This window comes from Chromatium okenii (assembly GCF_016583745.1).
Classification (GTDB): Bacteria; Pseudomonadota; Gammaproteobacteria; order Chromatiales; family Chromatiaceae; genus Chromatium; species Chromatium okenii.
Genome location: NZ_NRRQ01000014.1, coordinates 25,395 through 46,619, shown reverse-complemented (window position 1 = coordinate 46,619; position 21,225 = coordinate 25,395). Strand labels below are relative to the sequence as shown.

Genomic DNA, 21,225 nt, shown 5'->3' with positions numbered 1-21,225 from the left:
GAGTCGCGCCGCGAGCGGGCGGTAACAGTAACGAAACTTGTGGACAGGCGAAAGGCAATGAATGCGAGATGGCGGTTGACGGTAGGGCTGTTGGCGCTGGCGCTGGGTGGTTGCGAGAAGACGCTGTGGAATGATCCCTATCCGGCGGCTGACAGTGCGCAGCACACGCTGTACAGCGCCTTTGATGAGCGCCCCCAACATCTGGACCCGGTGCGGTCGTATAGCGCCAATGAATATGCCTTTTTAGCGCAGATTTATGAGCCGCCGCTGCAATATCATTTTTTATGGCGACCTTATCGCCTGATTCCGTTATCCGCTGCCGAGGTGCCAACGCCGCACTATTTTGATGCTGCCGGCCAACCGCTGCCAGATGACGCGCCCGCCGCGACCATTGCGCGTGCCGATTATGTGATACGGATTCAGCCCGGCATTCAGTTTCAACCCCATCCGGCGCTGGCGCAGACAAGCGACGGTCAGTTGCGCTATCACGCGCTGACGGAAGCTGATTTGACCGACATCAAGCAATTGGCAGATTTTGCGGAAACCGGCACCCGCGAGCTGACGGCTGATGATTTTATCTATCAAATCAAACGTCTCGCCGCACCTTGGTTGCAATCACCGATTGCGGGCGTGATGGCGCAACATCTGGTTGGATTTGCGGACTTGACCACGCAATTGACGCCGCTGGCGCAAGCCACGCCGTCAGCGCAGGTCGCAGCGCTGCGTCAAACCGCGCTCGCGGGCGTGACTGCTATTGATCGTTACAGCTTTCGCATTCAACTCAATGGCAAATATCCGCAATTCGTGTATTGGCTGGCGATGCCATTTTTTGCGCCCATGCCTTGGGAAGCGGAGGCGTTTTATGCCCAGCCGGGAATGAGTGAACGCAATCTCAGTTTGGATTGGTATCCAATTGGCACGGGCGCATTTTTGTTGAGCGAAAACAATCCGAATCTGCGGATGGTGTTGTCGCGTAATCCCAATGTTCATCTCGAACGCTATCCGACCGACGGAATGCCGGGCGACGCAGCAAGCGGCATTCTTGCCGATGCCGGTAAACCGTTACCGCTGCTGGATCGCGCCATTTATAGCCTTGAAAAAGAAGACATTCCGCGCTGGAACAAATTTTTGCAGGGCTATTACGACAGCTCCGGCATCGCCTCCGACGCCTTCGATCAAGCGGTGCAGCTTGATACTGATGGAACGCCGTTGCTCACCGACGCGATGCGCGAGCAGGGAATCACGTTGCTCACTTCGGTGGAGCCGTCAAATTATTATTTAGGATTCAACATGTTGGATCCAATCGTCGGCGGCAGTTCGCAGCGAGCGCGGTGGCTGCGCCAAGCGATTTCAATTGCGGTTGATTACGAAGAATTTATTGCGATTTTTGCCAACGGGCGCGGCGTGGTCGCGCACGGACCGCTGCCGCCGGGGATTTTTGGGTATCGGGACGGCGCAGCGGGAATCAATCCGGTGGTGTACGAGTGGCGCGACGGACGTGCGGTGCGGCGACCGTTGGCAGCGGCGCAGGAATTGATGGCACAAGCGGGTTATCCCCATGGAATTGATCGTGAGAGCGGACAGACATTGACGCTGAATTATGAAGCAGTAGCGACTGGACCAGATGATCGCGCACGGTTGAATTGGATACGGAAACAATTTGCGAAATTAGGCATTGAATTGGTCGTTCGTTCTACTGATTACAATCGCTTTCAAGATAAACTGCGCACTGGCGCTGGTCAATTATTCATGGTGGGCTGGAATGCAGATTATCCCGATCCAGAAAACTTTCTATTTTTGCTATACGGCGGCAATAGTAAAGTGATACATCAAGGCGAAAACGTTGCGAATTACGCCAATCCAGAATTTGATCGTTTATTTGAAGCGATGAAGTTTATGAATGACGGCGCAGAACGACAAGCGATTATTGACCAACTGCTCGATATTGCGCGAGTTGATGCGCCATGGATTTGGGGATTTTTTCCTAAATCATTCAGCCTGCATCATCAATGGTTAGCGAATGTTGTTCCGAATCAAATGGCCAATAATACGCTGAAATATCGCCGCCTTGATCCGGCGCAACGCCAGCACCTGCGCCACGCTTGGAATCAGCCAATAGTGTGGCCGCTGATGATTGGTAGTCTGCTGTTATTGATGCTTATTTTGCCAGCGTGGTGGTTGATTTGGCGGCGAGAAAAAACAACTGCGTTATAAAAATTAGTTGCTAATTCGCTCTAAACGACTACGCGCCAATCGTGCTTCGGTGCTATTTGGAAAACTCGCAATCACTTGTTCTAAAGAGGCTTTTGCTTGATCAAAAGCCTTTTGATCAAATTGAATGTAGCCAATACGCAGCATGGCGCTTGCTACTTTTGCACTGTTGGGATGATTTTGAATTAACTGATGAAAGGCTTCGAGCGCAGCGGGATAATTGCGTTGCACATAATAGGTCTCGCCCAACCAATAACGGGCGCTGTCAGTAAATTCGCCTTGTGGATAGCTTTGCAGTAATGCACTAAACGCAGTTTTCGCTTGTTCATATTGACGTTCTTTTAATAGCGAGAAAGCGGCGCTATATGCCTCTCGTTCATTACCATTCAATGTTTCCGGTAATGGCAAGGACGGAACTCCGCTTTTATTCGCAGGTACCGGTGCTGCGGTGGGTTCATTCGCAGAACTGGCTTCAGTAACGGCAGCAGCAACCGCTGGAGTGGCACTTAAACGGGAGTCAATATCAAGGTATTGATCGCGTTGTAACCGTTCAAGTTTGGCAATAACAAGTTGTTGCGCTTCCAATAATCCGCGCAACTCCTGAATTTCAGTTTGCAATTGTTGTATTTGCAAAACCAAATCTGATCCGCTTTGATTATTAAGAATGCGTTCTAATCGTCCCATACGTTCTTCAAGGTTGGAACCAAAGCCAGCTTCAGCAGCATACACATTCAATTGAAATGCGAACAATAATCCGCTAATCAACAACACATTTCTGATTAAAATAATGCTCATAACCGTACCTCAATAGTTGATAATAACGCAGTGATTGGTGTGTCCTGACGGAGCACGAAACGCTGCATCGACCTGGCGTTCTTCACCATAACTGAGCGTTGCCATTTGCGCGGGCAATACGCCTTCAGCAAGCATCAATTGGCGCACAGCATTCGTGCGTTGATCGCCAAGTGAAAGATTATAATGACGTGTTCCTTGCGTATCCGTGTATCCTTCGAGGGTGATACGCTGAGTGGGATGATTGCCGAGATAATGCGCATGAAGACTAATTGTTGGGAGATACTCAGGTTTCACTTCAATGCTATCTGCGTCGAAATAAACGATGCGTTGATGTAATGGATTAGTTGGGTCTTCCCAAGGTGAGCTGTTATTATCTGGTTTCGTTTCCGAATACGCAGTGGCGGTTGGCTCAGAGGGTTGAATTGACGGCATCGCCATCATTTGTGTTGTTTTCACGGCGGAGTGCGCTGCGACTATTGGCGGAACTACCGCGCAACCTTCAATAACGACTATGATTGACAATGCAAGTGCTGCTCTTAATAGCTTCAAAAAGCGCGAGCAGTGGGGCACTAAAAAATTACTTTTTACCATGTGTTGATTGATCCGCAACAGAAAAAACTGAATTAAAAATTCCACTTTTATAAATCACAACGATGCGCTTAATTCGGTTTTTTACTCAAAAAACGACTACTCACGCACTCAAAAGTTGGTGAGATGGCGCGGGTATGTCAGGGTTTGGCTTGAATTCTACGGAAAAATAGCTATGATCGCCGCCTCACTTCACGGAGTTTGCGTTATGCGTCAGCCATTGATCGCGGGAAACTGGAAAATGAACGGCACCAAGACGAGCGCCGAGGCGCTGTTGTCTGGATTAGTTGCCGGTTCAGTGGGAATTTCTAAGGCGGAAATCGCCGTTTGTCCACCATTTCCGTACCTTGCTCTCGGTGAGCGGCTCTTGATTGGTTCCTCAGTTCGACTTGGGGCGCAAAATGTGTGTACGCAAGATGTTGGCGCGTATACCGGTGAGGTGTCGGCGCTAATGCTGGCAGAATTTGGGTGTCATTATGTTATTTGTGGGCATTCAGAACGGCGTGAGTATTATGGCGAAACCGATTCAATCATTGCAGAAAAATTGCTTGCTTGTATAAAACAGCAGCTCACTCCTATACTATGCGTTGGTGAAACTCTGCAACAGCGTGAACAAGAACAAACTGAAGCAGTTATTGGTACGCAGCTCGGCAATGTCATTGCTCAAATTGGTATTGACACATTTCAAAAAATTGAGATCGCTTATGAGCCGGTTTGGGCAATTGGTACCGGTAAAACTGCTACGCCAGAGCAAGCACAGAGCGTCCATTATTTCATTCGTCAACAACTCGCTAAACACGATCAAATCATTGCCGAAAAAGTCAGAATTTTATATGGCGGCAGCATGAAAGCCTCTAATGCACAAGACCTGTTATCGCAACCAGATATTGATGGTGGCTTGGTTGGTGGTGCGTCTTTAATTGTTGAAGACTTTTTAGCAATTTGTCAGGCAGGAGATGCTGTAGTTCTCTAATTTGAGACCTTACACAGGCTGTTCATTCATGCAAACTATTTTAACTGTCGCTCAGGTTTTTTTATCGCTTGGTCTCATTGGCTTGGTGTTGATTCAGCATGGTAAAGGCGCAGATGCCGGTGCTGCTTTCGGAAGCGGTGCATCGCAAACAGTTTTTGGTGCTCAAGGAACCGGTTCATTTTTGACACGCATCACTGCTATTGTGGCCACGCTGTTTTTTCTAACCAGCATGGCACTTGCGTATTACGCGACGCAAAGCAATGAGGTATCTAGTGATTTAATGGGGCGATTGAGCGAGGAAACAATCAAAGATTTCGCTCGTCCAGATGCTAAACCTGAGATGAATACGAATGATGTGCCGGTCGTTATCAATGATTCATCAACCAGTTCGCAAACGGATGTGCCAGCGGTACTAGACGCAGGTGCTGATACTCAGCTACAATCGCCTCCAACGAATTCAGATGATTAAATAAAATTGCCGACGTGGTGAAATTGGTAGACACGCTATCTTGAGGGGGTAGTGGCGCAAGCTGTACCAGTTCGAGTCTGGTCGTCGGCACCAATTGACAACGGCATACCGTGCAAATCCGGTATGCCGTTTTTTGTGCGATAACAATTCCAACTCTAAGTCCCGAACGCATTCATCTGTAATCAGCTTTTCCAGCGGTTGACATATTGGCGAGTGCTGCACTAGACTGTCTCATCGCTAGATACATTATAAAAAAAATAGTGAGGAGACCGTGCTTAACAACTATCTTCCGATTCTGATATTCATTCTCGTCGGAATTCTGGTGGGCGTTGGTCCGCTAGTACTTGGTTATCTGCTCGGTCCACGTCATCCAAACAAAGACAAAGATGCTCCCTATGAATGCGGCTTTGAAGCATTTGAGACCGCACGCCTAAAATTCGATGTGCGTTTCTATTTGGTCGCAATCCTTTTCATTGTTTTTGATTTAGAAATCGCTTTTTTATTCCCTTGGGCAGTTGTAATTAAAGACCTCGGGATGGTTGCGTTTTGGAGCATGTTTATATTCCTCGGTATTTTAGTTGTTGGCTTCCTCTACGAGTGGAAAAAAGGAGCACTGGAATGGGAATAGAAGGTCTCCTTGAAGAAGGCATTGTCACAACGACAGCCGACAAACTGATTAATTGGGCACGGACAGGTTCACTGTGGCCAATGACTTTTGGATTAGCATGTTGTGCAGTTGAAATGATGCACGCCGGCGCAGCTCGCTATGATTTAGATCGCTTTGGTATTGTCTTTCGCCCTAGTCCACGCCAATCAGATGTTATGATTGTTGCTGGAACCTTAGTGAATAAAATGGCACCAGCTTTACGCAAAGTGTATGACCAAATGGCGGAACCACGTTGGGTTATTTCAATGGGTTCTTGCGCAAATGGTGGTGGTTATTATCACTATTCTTATGCTGTTGTTCGTGGCTGCGATCGCATCGTTCCTGTTGATATTTATGTGCCGGGCTGCCCACCAACTGCGGAAGCGTTGCTTTACGGTATTTTGCAGCTCCAGAATAAAATTCGGCGCACAAATACTATTGCCCGTTCAGCATCGTAATAGCACATGACTACATCTTCCTTCACTCGTCATTCTAAACTTGCTGCTGCAATTCATGAGCATTTTATAACGCTTGATTGTGCGCTGCACACTGAATTTTCTGAATTGACGCTCACTGTTCCAAATCATCATTTACTTGAAGTTGCTCAAATTTTGCGCGATCTCCCGTGCTTTCATTTTGAACAGCTCATTGATTTATGTGGCGTTGATTACGCCGCACTGGGGCAATCGGAATGGGAAACGGAAGTTGCATCAAATACTGGTTTCGGAAGAAGTGTTGATCGTGACTCCGCTTTTAACGTAGCGGATTCAAATCGCTTTGCGGTGGTTTATCATTTGTTGTCATTGACACAAAACCAGCGTTTGCGCGTGCGCGTTTACGCCGATAATGACGACCCCATTGTGGATTCTATTGTTCCCATTTGGAAATCGGCTGATTGGTTTGAGCGGGAAGCATTTGATCTCTACGGAATTCTGTTTCAAGGTCATCCTGATTTGCGGCGCATTTTGACTGATTATGGTTTTATTGGTCATCCTTTCCGTAAAGATTTCCCATTAAGTGGTCAGGTCGAAATGCGTTATGATCCTGAGCAAAGTCGAGTGGTCTATCAACCAGTATCTATTGAGCCTCGCGTATTAGTTCCTCGCGTCATCCGCGAAGACAGCCGTTATGTCAAGGGGCTGACCAATGCCTGAAATTCGTAATTACACTTTAAATTTTGGTCCACAGCATCCATCGGCGCACGGGGTTTTGCGTTTGGTATTAGAGTTGGATGGTGAAATTATTGAACGTGCTGACCCTCATATTGGGTTATTACATCGTGGGACTGAAAAACTTGCGGAATATAAACCATACAACCAAAGCATTGGTTATATGGATCGGCTTGATTACGTGTCAATGATGTGTAATGAGCATGGCTATGTTCGTGCAATTGAAAAATTACTCGGCATCACAATTCCAGAGCGTGCTCAATATATTCGTACTTTGTTCGATGAAATCACCCGCATTCTTAATCATCTGATGTGGCTCGGTGCGCATGGATTAGATATTGGGGCAATGAGTATTTTTTTGTACTGTTTTCGAGAACGAGAAGATTTGCTTGATTGCTATGAAGCTGTGTCAGGTGCGCGGTTACATGCAACATATTATCGTCCCGGTGGTGTTTATCGTGATTTGCCCGATCAAATGCCGCAATACCAAGGCAGTTCTAAATGGCACAGCGCCAAAACCATTGCGCAACGTAATGGCGCTCGACAAGGTTCTTTGCTAGATTTCATTGATGATTTTGCATACCGTTTCCCCAAGTATGTTGATGAATATGAAACGTTATTAACGGATAACCGTATTTGGAAACAGCGCACTGTTGGCATTGGTGTTGTCTCTCCTGAACGTGCATTGCAGTTAGGCTTCACTGGTCCTATGTTGCGTGGCTCTGGAATTGAATGGGACTTGCGCAAAAAGCAACCGTATGCCGCTTATAGCCAAGTCGATTTTGACATTCCGGTTGGCGTCAATGGCGATTGCTATGACCGTTATTTGGTGCGCATGGAAGAAATGCGCCAGTCTAATCGTATTGTTAAACAATGCGTTGCTTGGTTAAGAAAAAATCCAGGTTCGGTTATGGTTGGTGACAACAAAGTTGCACCGCCGCAACGCGCAGCAGTAAAAAGCGATATGGAAAGTCTCATTCATCATTTCAAGTTATTTAGCGAAGGGTATTGTCCACCCTGCGGTGAAGTATATGCCGCTGTCGAAGCACCTAAGGGAGAGTTTGGCTGCTATATTATTTCGGATGGCGCTAATAAACCTTATCGTCTAAAAGTGCGCGCACCTGGATTTCCACATCTTGCGGCATTAAATGAAATGTCTAAAGGGCATATGTTGGCTGATGTCGTGGCAATTATTGGAACACTCGATATCGTATTTGGGGAGATTGACCGCTGATGAGCTTCCGCAACGCACCGCTCGCAGTGACGCACAGTTGTGATAAGTCGGCGATCTTTACGTCTGAGATTCGGGCTGCAATTGATGCGTTAATTGCGAAATACCCGACTGACTGGAAGCAATCGGCAGTGATGCCGACTTTGACGTTAGTACAAGATGCGAATGACGGGTGGCTGACTACGGAATTAATGAATGCGGTTGCTGCTTATCTCGATATGCCAGAAGTGTCGGTTTATGAAGTCGCAACCTTTTACGGTATGTATGACCTAGAACCTCAGGGTAAACACAAGGTTTGCATCTGTAATAGCGTCTCTTGCTTGTTGCGGGGTTCTGATACGTTATTGCATCACGTTGAATCTAAATACAACGTTCATCCGAATGAAATTACTGCTGATGGTCGTTTTACCTTGAAAGAAGTTGAATGTTTAGGAGCTTGCTGCGGTGCTCCGGCGGTGATGATTGATAAACAATATTATGAAAATTTGTCACCGGGATCACTTGATAAACTGATTGATGGGCTGGAATAAACATTATGGTCCAAAATCAAAATACAGTTTGTTTTCGTAATGCCCATCTGGATGATGTTGTGCGGCATACGTTAGCTACATATCGCAGTCTTGGTGGCTACGCGCAATGGGAACGGATTCTGAGCGAAAAGATTGACCCAAATCATTTAATTGATGAAGTAAAAAAGTCTAATTTACGCGGACGCGGTGGAGCTGGATTTCCTACGGGATTGAAGTGGAGCTTCATGCCTCGCACAGCGCCGGGACAAAAATACATTGTCTGTAATTCTGATGAAGGTGAACCTGGCACCTGTAAAGACCGTGATATTCTTCGTTACAATCCGCATCAATTGATTGAAGGTATGGCAATTGCTGGTTACTGTATCGGCGCGACAGTAGGATATAATTACATTCGCGGCGAATTTCATCAGCCAATTGCGCGGTTTGAAGAAGCAATTAAAGAAGCCTATGCTGCTGGATTGTTGGGCAAAAATATCTTAGATTCTGGCGTTGATTTTGATCTTTACACGCATCTTGGCGCTGGTGCTTATGTGTGCGGTGAGGAAACGGCGTTATTAGAATCTATTGAAGGTAAAAAAGGGCAGCCTCGGTTTAAGCCGCCATTTCCAGCGCAATATGGTCTCTATGGTCGTCCAACAACGATTAACAACACTGAAACGCTCGCTTCTATTCCGGTTATTTTAGAAAAAGGTGGGCAGTGGTTTTTAGAGCAAGGGCGTCCGAATAATGGCGGACCTAAGTTGTTTGCTATTAGCGGTCATGTCAATCAGCCCGGTAATTTTGAAGTTCCATTAGGAACGCCATTTCGCAGTCTATTAGAGCTTGCAGGTGGAGTTTTAGATGGACGTCCTTTGAAAGCAGTTATTCCAGGTGGTTCATCTGTCCCGGTGGTACCAGGTGAAATGATGATGAATGTTGATATGGATTATGATTGCATCGCTAAAGCCGGTTCTATGCTGGGTTCTGGCGCAGTCATTGTCATTGCTGAAGGGACGTGTATGGTTAAGTTGTTACACAATTTGGCGCATTTTTATATGCACGAATCCTGTGGTCAATGCACCCCATGTCGTGAAGGTACGGGATGGTTGGCGCGAATACTAAAGCGTATTTTAGATGGCAACGGGCGTCCTGAAGATTTGGATTTATTGGACAGTGTTGCTGGGCGCATTGGTGGACGCACAATTTGTGCTTTGGGCGATGCGGCTGCGATGCCGGTGCAAAGTTTTTTGAAGCATTATCGACATGAATTTACTCACTTGATTGAACACGGGCGCAGCCTTGCTGCTTAATTGATTCAGTAATTATTTTACCAATAGCGTATTGAATGATCTGCGCTTCGGACTGACTGAAACAGACACATCATGACGGATAAGATCACTATTGAGATCGATGGTCGCGCTTGTGAAGCGGCACCGGGAGAAATGATTATCACGGTCGCTGATCGGATGGGCATTTCAATTCCTCGGTTTTGCTATCACAAAAAGTTATCTATTGCCGCAAATTGTCGCATGTGTCTGGTAGAAGCGGAGCAAGGTGGTCGTCCATTTCCTAAACCGGTTCCCGCTTGTGCGACTCCGATTGCTGCCGGAATGAAAGTGTGGACGCGATCACCAAAAGCGATTGAAGCCCAACAGGGCACAATGGAGTTTTTATTAATTAATCATCCGCTTGATTGTCCAATTTGTGATCAAGGCGGTGAATGCGAATTGCAAGATGTTGCCGTCGGTTATGGCGGCGATGTGTCTCGTTTTGCGGAAGGCAAGCGCGTTGTTGAAGACGAAGATTTTGGTCCGCTGATTGCCACTGATATGACGCGCTGCATTCAATGCACACGTTGCGTGCGGTTTTGCGCTGAGATTGCTGGAGTACGCGAGTTGGGCGCGACTGGACGCGGTGAAGATATGCGCGTCGGCACCTTTGTTGCTCATGCCGTCAACCATGAATTGTCTAGTAATATCATTGATTTATGTCCAGTTGGTGCCTTGACCGCTAAACCGTCACGCTTTACGGCGCGGGCGTGGGAATTGACGGGAGTGGATGGCATCGCCCCGCATGATGGCGTTGGTTCCAATCTCAGCTTGCATATTCGCCGTGGGCAGGTTATGCGCGTTCATCCGCGTGAGAATGACGCGGTCAACGAAACATGGATTTCCGACCGCGACCGCTACAGTTATCTCGGTCTCAACAGCGCCGACCGCTTGACGGTGCCGCTGCTAAAACAGCAGGGCGTGTGGCGTGAAGTTGATTGGTCAACTGCGCTGACGCAAGTCGCCGAGCGGCTGAAATCTGCTCCGCCAGCGGAAATGGGTTGGCTGTTGTCCCCAACTGCGACGTTGGAAGAACTCTATTTAGCACAACGACTTGCGCGTGAACTGGGTTGCGCCAATATCGATCACCGCCTGCGTCAACAAGATTTCAGCGGCGATGCGTCAGACCCGCTGCTGCCTTGGCTTGGAGTCAGCATTGCTGAATTGGAATCACAGCGCAGTTTGTTCCTGATCGGTACGGATTTGCGTCAAGAGCAGCCGTTGTTGGCGCATCGCGTGCGCAAGGCGGCGGTTGCTGGCGCTCAAGTCATGTGCCTGAATCCATTACAGATTGATCTCAATCATCCCGCCCAGCAGTTCGTGGGTGCGCCCGCGACCATGATCACTGATTTGGCAGCAATCGCGCAGGCTGCCGGCGCCTCTGGTTCTGGCACAGTGGGCGAATTGCTCGCAACTGCCACGCCAACTCCGGCGCATGTCGCTGCTGCAACGGCGTTGCGTGATGCCGGACAGAGCGCAAGTGGTTTGATTCTATTGGGTTCTTTGGCAACGGCACATCCCAATTTCGCCTTGCTCAAGATGTTGGCGTATGCGCTTGCCGCAGCGACCCAATGCCGTGTTGGATATTTGCCTGCCGCTGCCAATAGCGTAGGTGCGTATTTAGCGGGAGCGCATCCGCGCCGCCTGCCAGGAGCCAAGCCAATTGCAGCCGGGTTGACGACTGCGGAGATACTCAATAACGCACTGAAAACTTTGGTTTTATGGGGAATAGAGCCAGAGCTTGATCTGGAAAACCCTGCGAGTGCTTTGAATGCCTGTGCAAAAGCCGACTTTGTGATTGCCTGTTCTGCTTTCCGCTCGCCTGCGCTTGAAAATGCCGCTGATGTGTTGCTGCCTATTGGTATTTTTGCTGAAACTTCAGGAACTTATGTCAATGCCAGTGGTACTTGGCAGCGGTTTCAAGGTGCGATTCCGCCGCCGGGTGAAGCGCGTCCTGGCTGGAAAGTGTTACGCGTGCTTGGCAATTTATTGGATATTCAAGGGTTTAACTATCAAGACGGGGCGCAGGTTCGTGATGAATTGGCGGCATTATGTGCGGACAGTCAGTTTGATAACGCTCCTAGCGCCGAATTGGTGGCACATACCGAATTGATGCAAGCGGACATGATGCGCATTGGTGGAGTGCCGATTTATGCGACCGATCCTTTAATACGACGGGCGCTTCCATTGCAGCAATTACCAATGACGCGCTCAGTTTTTGGTGTTTATTTACATCCAAATCAAGCAACTGCATTAGGGTTAATTGCAACTGATTGGGTGCGTATTCATCAAGCGAATGGTGAAATCACTGCGCCATGCTTCTTTGATGAGCACATTGCAATGGGATGCGCTTATATTGCCGCAGGAATTGAAGCAAGTGCGCTCCTTGGCAATCAAATTGGCGCTATTGACCTCCTAGTCAAGGTCGCTGCACCAACACGCACTGGCACAAGGTGACGAGGCAAAGATGATTGAACTTTGGAACGCGCTGCCACTGGTTTTGCAAATTTTACTTAAAATTGCAGCGATTGTTTTGCCTTTATTGGGATTAGTTGCCTATTACACTTATGCTGAACGTAAGGTAATTGGTTATATCCAAGTACGCATTGGTCCTAATCGCGTGGGTTGGCGCGGTTGGTTGCAGCCAATTGCTGACGCAGTCAAGTTAATGATGAAAGAAATCATCATTCCAACTAAGGCTGATAAAACGCTATTTTTAATGGCACCTGTTATTGCACTTGCGCCAGCATTAGCCGCTTGGGCAGTATTTCCTTTTGATGAAGAACTAGTGCTGGCTGATATTAATGCGGGTCTGCTATACATTTTGGCGCTGACGTCGCTGGGTGTATATGGAATTATTATTGCTGGTTGGTCTTCTAATTCAAAGTACGCTTTACTCGGAGCAATGCGTTCAGCTGCGCAAATCGTTTCCTATGAAATTGCTATGGGATTTGCGCTTGTTGGTGTATTAGTTGCTGCCGGAAGTTTGAATTTAGGTGATATTGTAAATGCCCAAGCAGGTCATGTATTCACTTGGTATTGGTTGCCATTGTTGCCACTGTTTGGCGTTTACTTAATTTCGGGCGTCGCTGAAACGAATCGTGCGCCCTTTGACGTCGCAGAAGGTGAATCGGAAATTGTTGCTGGTTTTCATGTCGAGTATTCCGGCATGACCTTCGCAATTTTCTTCTTAGCCGAATACGCCAACATGATCCTTGTGTCAGCATTGACGGCGTTACTTTTTGCAGGTGGCTGGTTATCGCCATTGCCACAAACCTTGGTAGATGGCGTCTTTTTGCTTGATGATGGCTTTCACTGGTTATTGTTAAAAACGTTTTTCTTTATGTTTTTATTCTTGTGGTTTCGGGCAACATTTCCACGCTATCGCTATGACCAGATTATGCGTTTAGGCTGGAAAGTTTTCATTCCGATCACGATTGTTTGGATTTTGATTGTGGCACTCGCGGTCATTTATAAGCTACCGCCATGGTGGTCCGCTTGAACCAGAGACAACCCATGCTGAAAACTGCGCGCAACTATCTCCATAGCTTGTTCATGGTGGAACTGTTCAAAGGATTATCTTTGACCGGTAGCTATTTATTCGAGCGTAAATTTACAGTTCAATACCCAGAAGAAAAAGCGCCATTATCGCCGCGTTTTCGTGGGTTACATGCGTTGCGTCGTTATCCAAATGGTGAAGAGCGGTGTATTGCTTGCAAACTCTGTGAAGCGGTGTGTCCAGCATTAGCAATTACCATTGAATGTGAAGAACGTGCAGATGGTTCGCGGCGTACGACCCGTTATGAAATTGACTTATTCAAATGTATTTACTGTGGGTTTTGCGAAGAATCCTGTCCAGTTGATTCTATTGTTGAAACAAATGTTTATGAATATCACTTTGAGAATCGTGGTGAGAACATAATGACTAAAGAAAAGTTACTCGCTATCGGTGATCAATATGAAACTGAGATTGCGGCAGCGCGTACAGCTGATGCAGTCTACCGTTGAGCGAGATGAATCATGGGCTTTGAAAAATTTCTTTTTTACGTCTTTGCGCTCATCACTCTCTGGGCTTCAGGCATGGTGATTACGCGGCGAAACCCTGTTCATTCTGTGCTTTTTTTAGTATTAGCATTTGTAACAAGCGCAGCACTATGGATTTTGTTAGAAGCTGAATTTTTAGGGATTGTTTTAGTCCTTGTTTATGTCGGCGCCGTAATGGTGCTATTTTTGTTTGTTGTAATGATGCTCGATATTGATCTTGCTGCTTTGCGTGCCGGATTTATCCGTTATTTGCCTTTAGGGGCGATTGTTACCCTAGTAATGGCTATTGAGATATTTTTGGTTGTTGGTTCAGAAACCTTTAACCTGTCAGCGTTTCCGGCACCTGATGCGGCAGATTCCAGTCTCAATAATACTCGAGAATTGGGACTTTTGCTGTATACGGTTTATCTCTATCCTGTTGAGATTGCGGCGGTCATTTTATTAGTTGCAATTGTTGCAGCAATTCGTTTAACACTGCGGCGACGTCCTGAAAACAAGTATATTGATCCGGCGCGTCAAGTGCTTGTCAAAAAAGGGATTGATCGGATTCGGATTGTTAAAATGGCTTCAGAACCTTTTGAAAAGGAAGATTCGGCATGATTGCACTTTCCGACTACTTAGTTTTCAGCGGTTTGCTGTTTTCCATTGCTGTTGCTGGAATCTTCTTAAACCGTAAAAATGTTATTTTGCTTTTGATGTGCATTGAACTGATGCTTTTGGCAGTGAACGTCAATTTCATAGCCTTCTCGCACTTCCTTGATGATATGGCGGGGCAGGTATTTGTCTTTTTCATTCTCACCGTAGCAGCGGCAGAAGCTGCAATTGGATTAGCGATATTAGTTGTACTGTTCCGCAAGCGGAGAACAATCAACGTTGAAGACCTCGACGCATTAAAAGGTTAATTTAGAAATGTTGTTCATCCCCCTCACAAGATCAGCGTAAAGAGCCAACGAAGAGATGGAAAACGTCTACCTGACTATTGTGCTCGCACCGCTAATCGGTGCCATTATCGCCGGTTTCTTTGGCGGTAAAATTGGGCGTCGCGGTGCGCATTCGGTAACGATTGTTGGCGTTGGCGTTTCTGCTGCGCTTTCATTATGGGTGTTGTCGCAGTTCATCTGGCATGACCAACCAGTTTTTAACGACACCATTTACACTTGGATGGTGTCAGATGGAATACACTTTGAAGTTGGCTTTTTAGTCGATAAATTGACTGTATTAATGATGGCTACAGTCAGTTTTGTTTCATTGATGGTACATATTTATACCATCGGATATATGGCTGACGACGAACATAACTGGCCACATGGTGCGCTTACAGGGCGCAACAGCTATCAACGGTTTTTCAGTTACATTTCCCTGTTTACCTTTTCCATGTTGATGTTGGTAATGTCCAATAACTTCATGCAGTTGTTTTTCGGTTGGGAAGCTGTTGGTTTAGTGTCCTACTTATTGATTGGTTTCTGGTCAACTCGTGAAACTGCGATCTTTGCTAACTTCAAAGCATTTTTAGTCAACCGCGTTGGCGACTTTGGATTTATTCTTGGCATTGCCGCCGTTGGCATGTACTTTAACTCAATGGATTATGTAGAGGTGTTTGCGCGAGCACCTGAATTAGCAAACACTGAAGTTGCGCTCTTTGGTGGCACATCGTTAATGACCTTAATCTGTATTCTGTTATTCGTTGGTGCAATGGGAAAATCAGCGCAAGTCCCGTTGCACGTTTGGCTACCGGATTCAATGGAAGGTCCTACACCAATTTCAGCATTGATTCACGCGGCAACTATGGTTACTGCTGGTGTATTCATGGTAGCGCGGATGTCGCCGCTTTATGAACTTTCTGAAACGGCTTTGAGTTTCATCTTAATTATCGGTTCAAGTACAGCCTTTTTCATGGGGCTAATTGGTCTTGTTCAAAACGATATTAAGCGTGTTGTCGCGTATTCAACCCTGTCACAATTAGGGTATATGGTTACTGCACTTGGTGCTTCCGCTTATGCCGCAGGCATCTTTCATTTGATGACTCATGCTTTTTTCAAGGCTTTACTGTTTTTAGCGGCAGGTTCTGTAATCATTGCGTTGCATCATAAGCAAGACATTAGTCAGATGGGTGGTCTGCGTAAATACATGCCAATTACTTGGTTGACTGCTCTTTTTGGCTCGTTAGCGTTGATTGGATTTCCCGGATTTTCTGGTTTTTTCTCTAAAGACGCGATTATTGAAGCCGTTGGTTCTTCCCAAATTTTTGGTTCAGGCTACGCCACGCTATTACTGACCGTAGGCGTTTTAATTACGGCGCTTTACAGCTTTAGGATGTACTTCCTAGTTTTTCACGGCAAGGAACGTATGGATGAACATACGAAACATCACTTGCACGAAACATCTTGGGTTGTAACTTTACCGCTAGTACTGTTAGCGATTCCATCCATTTTTATTGGATGGTATGCAGTGGAGCCTTTGCTAATAGATAATTGGTTTGCCTCTGGAAATTGGAATCCAATTGTTGTTGCACATGAACACGACACTTTGCATCACTTGCGTGAGCATTGGCATGGTCAAGCCGCATTTGTTCAACATGGAATCACCGCTTTACCATTCTTTTTAGCAATGACTGGTTTAGGTTTAGCAATCATTATTTGGTGGGCAGTATTCCGCTGGAATCCAAAGATTGACGCTCAAATTCAGGCGGCTGGTGGTCCAGTTACTCAGCTTCTGCAAGATAAATATGGCTTTGATGATTTTAACCAGCGCGTTCTTGCTGGTGGTAGCCGTGACCTAGGACGGATGCTGTGGTTGACAGGTGATCGAACGCTTATTGACGGGATGATCGTCAATGGTTCGGCGTGGCGTGTAGCGCACATGGCGCAATGGGCACGTCGCCTGCAAACTGGCTATCTCTATGATTATGCTATTGCGATGATCGTCGGGCTAATCGGCCTTTTGACATTCTTCGTGATGTTTTGACGCGCTGAGACACATGCAATGAATGAATTTCCCTTGCTGACGTTAGTTATTTGGCTGCCTATTGTTGGTGGTATCGTCGTTTTGGCGAGTGGCGAAAAGTCTCCTAGTATTTCCAAATGGACCGCGCTTTTCTTTGCAGTGCTCACGTTTTTATTAAGTATTGGGTTGTGGATTGGTTTTGATTCCAATACGGCACAGATGCAATTTGTTGAACGATCAGCGTGGATACCAACATTTAACGTTGAATATTATTTAGGCGTTGACGGGATTTCAATGCCGCTGATTGTGTTAACAACGTTTATCACAATTTTTGTGATTGTTGCTGGTTGGGAAGTCATTACATATAAACCTGCACAATACATGACTGCGTTCCTGATTATGAATGGCATCATGGTTGGTGTTTTTTCAGCTTTGGATGGCATTTTGTTTTATGTGTTTTGGGAAGCGATGTTGATTCCGATGTTTATTATCATCGGCGTTTGGGGCGGACCCAATCGCGTTTATGCGACTATTAAATTTTTCCTATACACCTTTCTCGGCTCGGTGTTCATGCTGGTCGCACTGATTTATATGTATTTTCAATCTGGCAGTTTTAGTATTTTAGATTTTCAAGAAATGCAGCTAGGCATCACTGCCCAAACACTTATCTTTTTAGCTTTTTTGCTCGCTTTCGCGGTAAAGGTGCCCATGTTTCCGGTGCACACTTGGTTACCAGATGCGCATGTGGAAGCGCCAACCGGTGGCTCAGTTATTTTAGCGGCAATCATGCTTAAAATTGGTGGCTACGGATTTTTACGCTTTTCCATGCCAATTACACCAGATGCAAGTGCTTCACTCACTTGGCTAATTGTTGCATTATCACTGATTGCTATTCTCTACATCGGGTTTGTTGCGCTCGTGCAGCAGGATATGAAAAAGCTGATTGCCTATTCTTCTATTGCGCACATGGGATTTGTAACGCTCGGCTTCTTCATTGTATTCACCATTGCGCAAAATCCAGCGTTGTCTTCTGGTTCTATCATGGGCATTGAAGGCGGCATGGTACAGATGATTTCACACGGATTTATTTCTGGAGCGCTCTTCCTTTGTGTTGGTGTGCTTTACGACCGAGTTCATTCACGGGAAATTGCAGACTACGGCGGGGTAATCAATACCATGCCTTGGTATGGCGCTTTTGTCGTTTTTTTTGCAATGGCAAATGCCGGACTGCCGGGCACATCAGGATTTGTTGGTGAATTCATGGTCATTTTGGCAACATTTCGCGCCGATTTTTGGTGGGCAGTGCTTGCAGCAATGACATTAATTTTGGCAGCCGCTTTTACCTTATGGATGGTTAAGCGTGTTATTTTCGGTGAAGTAAAAAATGACAAGGTTGCAGCATTAAAAGACATCGACCAACGCGAGACATTTAATCTTGCAGTTTTAGCAATTGCAGTGCTTGCGCTCGGTATTTGGCCAGCACCTTTGGTCAACGTTATGCACACGACAGTTGAAAACTTAGTAGTTCAAGTCACCACTTGTAAGTTGCCTAGTTCTGAACGTTCCGATTGTGTGTTGACACATCCTGAGCCAATCGTAGCCGTTCCGAACAACTAAGGTTGCATTTAGCGAGTTGTTAATTAACCGAAATGGCGTGTACCTAACGGTTAATTTGAATCCATCTTGGCAAAGGAAGTAATATAATGACAAAGAAGTTACTTCTTTTATTGTTAGTGTTCCCAGCAATACTTGGTTGCTCGGCGTCGCCACTGAAAACATATCAGAGTGCGCAGTGCGTTATCACTGGCATTTCTGAAGATGATGTTGTCCGCGCCCAAAAAGAATGGGCGGATGCTATCGTCGCAATTGGCAACGCATATACAAAAAGAAAAAATTATAAAGCGTTGGCTGCACAAGTTGTCGATAACCTTTACGCTTACGATGAAGGCACTGTTTTGTTTAAGCCTACAAAGGCTGCTGAACGGCAGTTTCGCTTGAATAAAACGGATGCAATTTCGTATTTTGTAACCGGAAACATACATGAAGATCATGGTTTTGCGATTCAACCTTGGAGTAAGGTAAGGTTTGAAAATGCAGGAATCGATGTCAACACGCATTCAGCGACGGCGATGGGGAATTATTATTTCACTGACGCCAAGACTGGTAAAGAAACAAAAGTTGAGTTTACTTTTGGTTATGTGAAAGATGGCAATGGTAAGCTGCTAATTAATCTCCATCATTCTTCACTACCATACACACCGCATCACTGAGATAAGTTCAGTATTGGTTTCTCAGAATCACCCGATGTCTCAGAACTTTGGATAAACCACATGCAATTTGATGTCGCTAATCTGATCGCCATTTTGCCGGAGATCGCTGTTTTAATCACAGCTTGTTTAGTGCTTGTGGTTGATCTTTATTTGCAAGATAAAAACAAAGATGTGAATCACACGCTGACTTTGATTGGTCTAATCATCGCAATTGCGCTCACTGGCGTTGTTGGTGGCGGTGATCGTCAGATTTTCTTTGATGGCAATCTGATTCAAGATGGCATCAGTGATTTATTAAAAGGTGCCATTCTCGTTGTTAGCGTGCTGGGATTTATTTACGCCCGTCCTTGGCTAAAAGATCGGGATATGTTGGTGGGTGAATTTTACGTTCTAGGACTATTTGCAGTTCTTGGCATGTTGGTTATGGCATCGGCAAATAGTTTCTTGACGGTTTATCTTGGTCTTGAACTGCAAGCCCTGTCTTTGTATGCGTTAGTTGCTTTTGATCGTGAGTCGAAAAAAGGCGCGGAAGCGGCAATGAAATACTTTGTGCTGGGTGCGCTTGGTTCTGGCATGTTGCTGTATGGAATTTCCATGCTGTATGGAGCTACCGGCAGTGTTGAGTTTGGCGCGGTCGCGCAAGCGGTTTCTGAACAGGGTATGGCGAATGAAGTATTGGTATTTGGTATCGTCTTTTTAGTGATTGGTATTGGCTTTAAGTTTGGCGCGGTGCCATTTCACATGTGGGTACCCGATATTTATGAAGGCGCACCAACACCCGCAGTTTTAATTCTAGGTAGCGCACCAAAAATAGCGGCTTTTGCTTTGGCGACGCGGATGCTGGTTGATGGATTGCAGGAATTACACGCGGATTGGCAAGGAATGCTGCTGATTTTAGCCGTTCTCTCTATGGGACTTGGCAATTTAGTGGCAATTGCGCAATCGAATATCAAACGAATGTTGGCGTATTCGACGATTTCACATGTTGGTTTTATTTTTCTCGGTCTGCTGGCGGGATCAACGCAAGGATATGCGTCGGCAATGTTTTACGCGATTGTCTATGCGCTCATGGCGGCTGGTGCCTTTGGTATTTTGTTGATTTTAAGCCGTAAAGGTTTTGATGCCGAAACGCTTGAAGACCTAAAAGGATTAAATGATCGTGATGCTTGGTATGCGGCAATGATGACGATCATCATGTTCTCTATGGCTGGAGTGCCGCCAACTGTTGGTTTTATGGCGAAGTTATTAGTCTTAGAAGCGGTCATTCGTATTGATCTTTTGTGGTTAGCATTAGTGGCAGTATTCTTCTCGGTCATTGGCGCATTTTATTATTTGCGCGTGATTAAGTTCATTTACTTTGATCGTGCCGTATTGAATGCACCGCCACTTGTCACCACTGGTGGCGTGCGGTTTGCAATGACATTTAACGGTTTAATTCTTTTAATGCTGGGGCTATTTCCAACCGCATTGTTATCCCTCTGCCAATCCGCTTTCATTTAATCTGCTATCCAACGGCGACTGATAACCATCAGTCGCCACCTCCCCGCACTTAATTTCATCGCGACGTTCAGCAACCGCTCGCAAACAAGCATTGCTTAAACCCAATTGACGCGCTGCTGGACAACCGATTTCCACCGCAATTGCAAGGTGATTCTCATGGCTTGGACTCTTGATATTAAGGGGCTCATTCAGCCCTTTGGTGCGCTTAAATTCACGGTAAAACAACCGCATACTTTAAATTATCCATTAGAAAAACGCCAAGATGTGATTGGTTATCGTGGGTTTCATTTGAATAGTTTGAGCCTGTGTGTTGGGTGTGGAAACTGCCAAGACATCTGTATGAATGAAGCCATTGATATGGTCGAAGCAGTGGGAAAAATCAATCCTAAAAACGCCAGCGGTTTGGTGCCTCGTATTGATTATGGGCGCTGTTGTTGGTGTGGTTTATGTACCGATGTTTGCGGTCCAGATTCCTTGCGGCTTGACAGTGAATACAGCTATGCTAGTGCGGATGCCAATAGCTTTTTATACATGCCCAAGGATTGTTAA

The 21,225-nt window shown here is 46.1% G+C and carries 21 protein-coding genes and 1 tRNA gene; 20 read left to right on the top strand and 2 right to left on the bottom strand.

Going from position 1 to position 21,225, the window contains the following annotated elements; translation table 11 throughout:
* Window positions 1-57: 57 nt before the first annotated feature.
* Window positions 58-2,214, top strand: a complete 2,157-nt coding sequence (locus CKO12_RS07410) for an ABC transporter substrate-binding protein (protein ID WP_200154102.1) — start codon at window positions 58-60, stop codon at window positions 2,212-2,214.
* A 3-nt stretch (window positions 2,215-2,217) separates the two neighbouring features.
* On the opposite strand, the gene ybgF is transcribed toward CKO12_RS07410, so the two are convergent.
* Together ybgF and CKO12_RS07400 are read right to left on the bottom strand one after the other, a co-directional pair.
* Entirely contained in the window at window positions 2,218-3,006 is a 789-nt protein-coding gene (gene ybgF, locus CKO12_RS07405; protein WP_200154101.1) for a tol-pal system protein YbgF, read from the bottom strand.
* Window positions 3,007-3,015: 9 nt separating this feature from the next.
* Window positions 3,016-3,462: an OmpA family protein gene (locus tag CKO12_RS07400; RefSeq protein WP_338032712.1), complete on the bottom strand. Its 447-nt coding sequence runs from the start codon at window positions 3,460-3,462 to the stop codon at window positions 3,016-3,018.
* A 340-nt stretch (window positions 3,463-3,802) separates the two neighbouring features.
* Between CKO12_RS07400 and tpiA the strand changes: the two genes are divergently transcribed.
* The 19 genes from tpiA to CKO12_RS07305 all read left to right on the top strand — a co-directional run bounded on the left by tpiA (window position 3,803) and on the right by CKO12_RS07305 (window position 21,225).
* On the top strand, window positions 3,803-4,567 hold the full coding sequence (gene tpiA, locus CKO12_RS07395; protein WP_200154100.1) for a triose-phosphate isomerase: 765 nt from the start codon (window positions 3,803-3,805) through the stop codon (window positions 4,565-4,567).
* A 28-nt stretch (window positions 4,568-4,595) separates the two neighbouring features.
* Window positions 4,596-5,036 carry a preprotein translocase subunit SecG gene (gene secG / locus CKO12_RS07390; RefSeq protein WP_200154099.1) on the top strand — a complete coding sequence of 147 codons (441 nt, stop codon included), beginning with the start codon at window positions 4,596-4,598 and terminating at the stop codon, window positions 5,034-5,036.
* Window positions 5,037-5,044: 8 nt separating this feature from the next.
* Window positions 5,045-5,129: transfer RNA gene (locus tag CKO12_RS07385), tRNA-Leu, on the top strand.
* A 178-nt stretch (window positions 5,130-5,307) separates the two neighbouring features.
* Window positions 5,308-5,664 carry an NADH-quinone oxidoreductase subunit A gene (locus tag CKO12_RS07380; RefSeq protein ID WP_200154098.1) on the top strand — a complete coding sequence of 119 codons (357 nt, stop codon included), beginning with the start codon at window positions 5,308-5,310 and terminating at the stop codon, window positions 5,662-5,664.
* Window positions 5,655-6,140: a NuoB/complex I 20 kDa subunit family protein gene (locus CKO12_RS07375; RefSeq protein WP_200154097.1), complete on the top strand. Its 486-nt coding sequence runs from the start codon at window positions 5,655-5,657 to the stop codon at window positions 6,138-6,140. Before CKO12_RS07380 ends, CKO12_RS07375 begins: the two co-directional genes overlap by 10 nt.
* Window positions 6,141-6,146: 6 nt before the next feature.
* Window positions 6,147-6,836 (top strand): NADH-quinone oxidoreductase subunit C, encoded by a 690-nt coding sequence (locus CKO12_RS07370; RefSeq protein ID WP_200154096.1) that lies wholly within the window; start codon window positions 6,147-6,149, stop codon window positions 6,834-6,836.
* Window positions 6,829-8,085 (top strand): NADH-quinone oxidoreductase subunit D, encoded by a 1,257-nt coding sequence (locus tag CKO12_RS07365; protein WP_200154095.1) that lies wholly within the window; start codon window positions 6,829-6,831, stop codon window positions 8,083-8,085. The genes CKO12_RS07370 and CKO12_RS07365 overlap by 8 nt, the downstream gene beginning before the upstream one ends.
* Window positions 8,085-8,612, top strand: a complete 528-nt coding sequence (locus tag CKO12_RS07360; protein ID WP_200154094.1) for an NADH-quinone oxidoreductase subunit NuoE family protein — start codon at window positions 8,085-8,087, stop codon at window positions 8,610-8,612. Before CKO12_RS07365 ends, CKO12_RS07360 begins: the two co-directional genes overlap by 1 nt.
* Before the next feature lie 5 nt (window positions 8,613-8,617).
* Entirely contained in the window at window positions 8,618-9,901 is a 1,284-nt protein-coding gene (nuoF, locus tag CKO12_RS07355) for an NADH-quinone oxidoreductase subunit NuoF (protein ID WP_200154093.1), read from the top strand.
* Between the two features lie 72 nt (window positions 9,902-9,973).
* Window positions 9,974-12,376, top strand: coding sequence for an NADH-quinone oxidoreductase subunit NuoG (gene nuoG / locus CKO12_RS07350; RefSeq protein ID WP_200154092.1), 2,403 nt, complete (start codon window positions 9,974-9,976; stop codon window positions 12,374-12,376).
* A gap of 10 nt (window positions 12,377-12,386) precedes the next feature.
* Window positions 12,387-13,421 (top strand): NADH-quinone oxidoreductase subunit NuoH, encoded by a 1,035-nt coding sequence (gene nuoH, locus CKO12_RS07345; RefSeq protein ID WP_200154091.1) that lies wholly within the window; start codon window positions 12,387-12,389, stop codon window positions 13,419-13,421.
* Between the two features lie 14 nt (window positions 13,422-13,435).
* A complete protein-coding gene (gene nuoI, locus CKO12_RS07340) occupies window positions 13,436-13,927 on the top strand; it encodes an NADH-quinone oxidoreductase subunit NuoI (RefSeq protein WP_200154090.1) in 492 nt (163 codons plus the stop codon).
* 12 nt (window positions 13,928-13,939) lie between these two features.
* Window positions 13,940-14,563 carry an NADH-quinone oxidoreductase subunit J gene (locus tag CKO12_RS07335; protein ID WP_200154089.1) on the top strand — a complete coding sequence of 208 codons (624 nt, stop codon included), beginning with the start codon at window positions 13,940-13,942 and terminating at the stop codon, window positions 14,561-14,563.
* Entirely contained in the window at window positions 14,560-14,865 is a 306-nt protein-coding gene (gene nuoK, locus CKO12_RS07330) for an NADH-quinone oxidoreductase subunit NuoK (protein ID WP_200154088.1), read from the top strand. The genes CKO12_RS07335 and nuoK overlap by 4 nt, the downstream gene beginning before the upstream one ends.
* A gap of 55 nt (window positions 14,866-14,920) precedes the next feature.
* Entirely contained in the window at window positions 14,921-16,927 is a 2,007-nt protein-coding gene (gene nuoL, locus CKO12_RS07325) for an NADH-quinone oxidoreductase subunit L (protein WP_200154087.1), read from the top strand.
* 18 nt (window positions 16,928-16,945) lie between these two features.
* The gene (locus tag CKO12_RS07320; RefSeq protein WP_200154086.1) at window positions 16,946-18,523 is read left to right on the top strand and encodes an NADH-quinone oxidoreductase subunit M; all 1,578 of its coding nucleotides are present in this window, start codon (window positions 16,946-16,948) and stop codon (window positions 18,521-18,523) included.
* 86 nt (window positions 18,524-18,609) lie between these two features.
* Entirely contained in the window at window positions 18,610-19,176 is a 567-nt protein-coding gene (locus CKO12_RS07315) for a hypothetical protein (RefSeq protein ID WP_200154085.1), read from the top strand.
* A gap of 60 nt (window positions 19,177-19,236) precedes the next feature.
* A complete protein-coding gene (nuoN, locus tag CKO12_RS07310; RefSeq protein ID WP_200154084.1) occupies window positions 19,237-20,676 on the top strand; it encodes an NADH-quinone oxidoreductase subunit NuoN in 1,440 nt (479 codons plus the stop codon).
* 156 nt (window positions 20,677-20,832) lie between these two features.
* Window positions 20,833-21,225, top strand: a complete 393-nt coding sequence (locus CKO12_RS07305) for a 4Fe-4S dicluster domain-containing protein (RefSeq protein WP_200154083.1) — start codon at window positions 20,833-20,835, stop codon at window positions 21,223-21,225.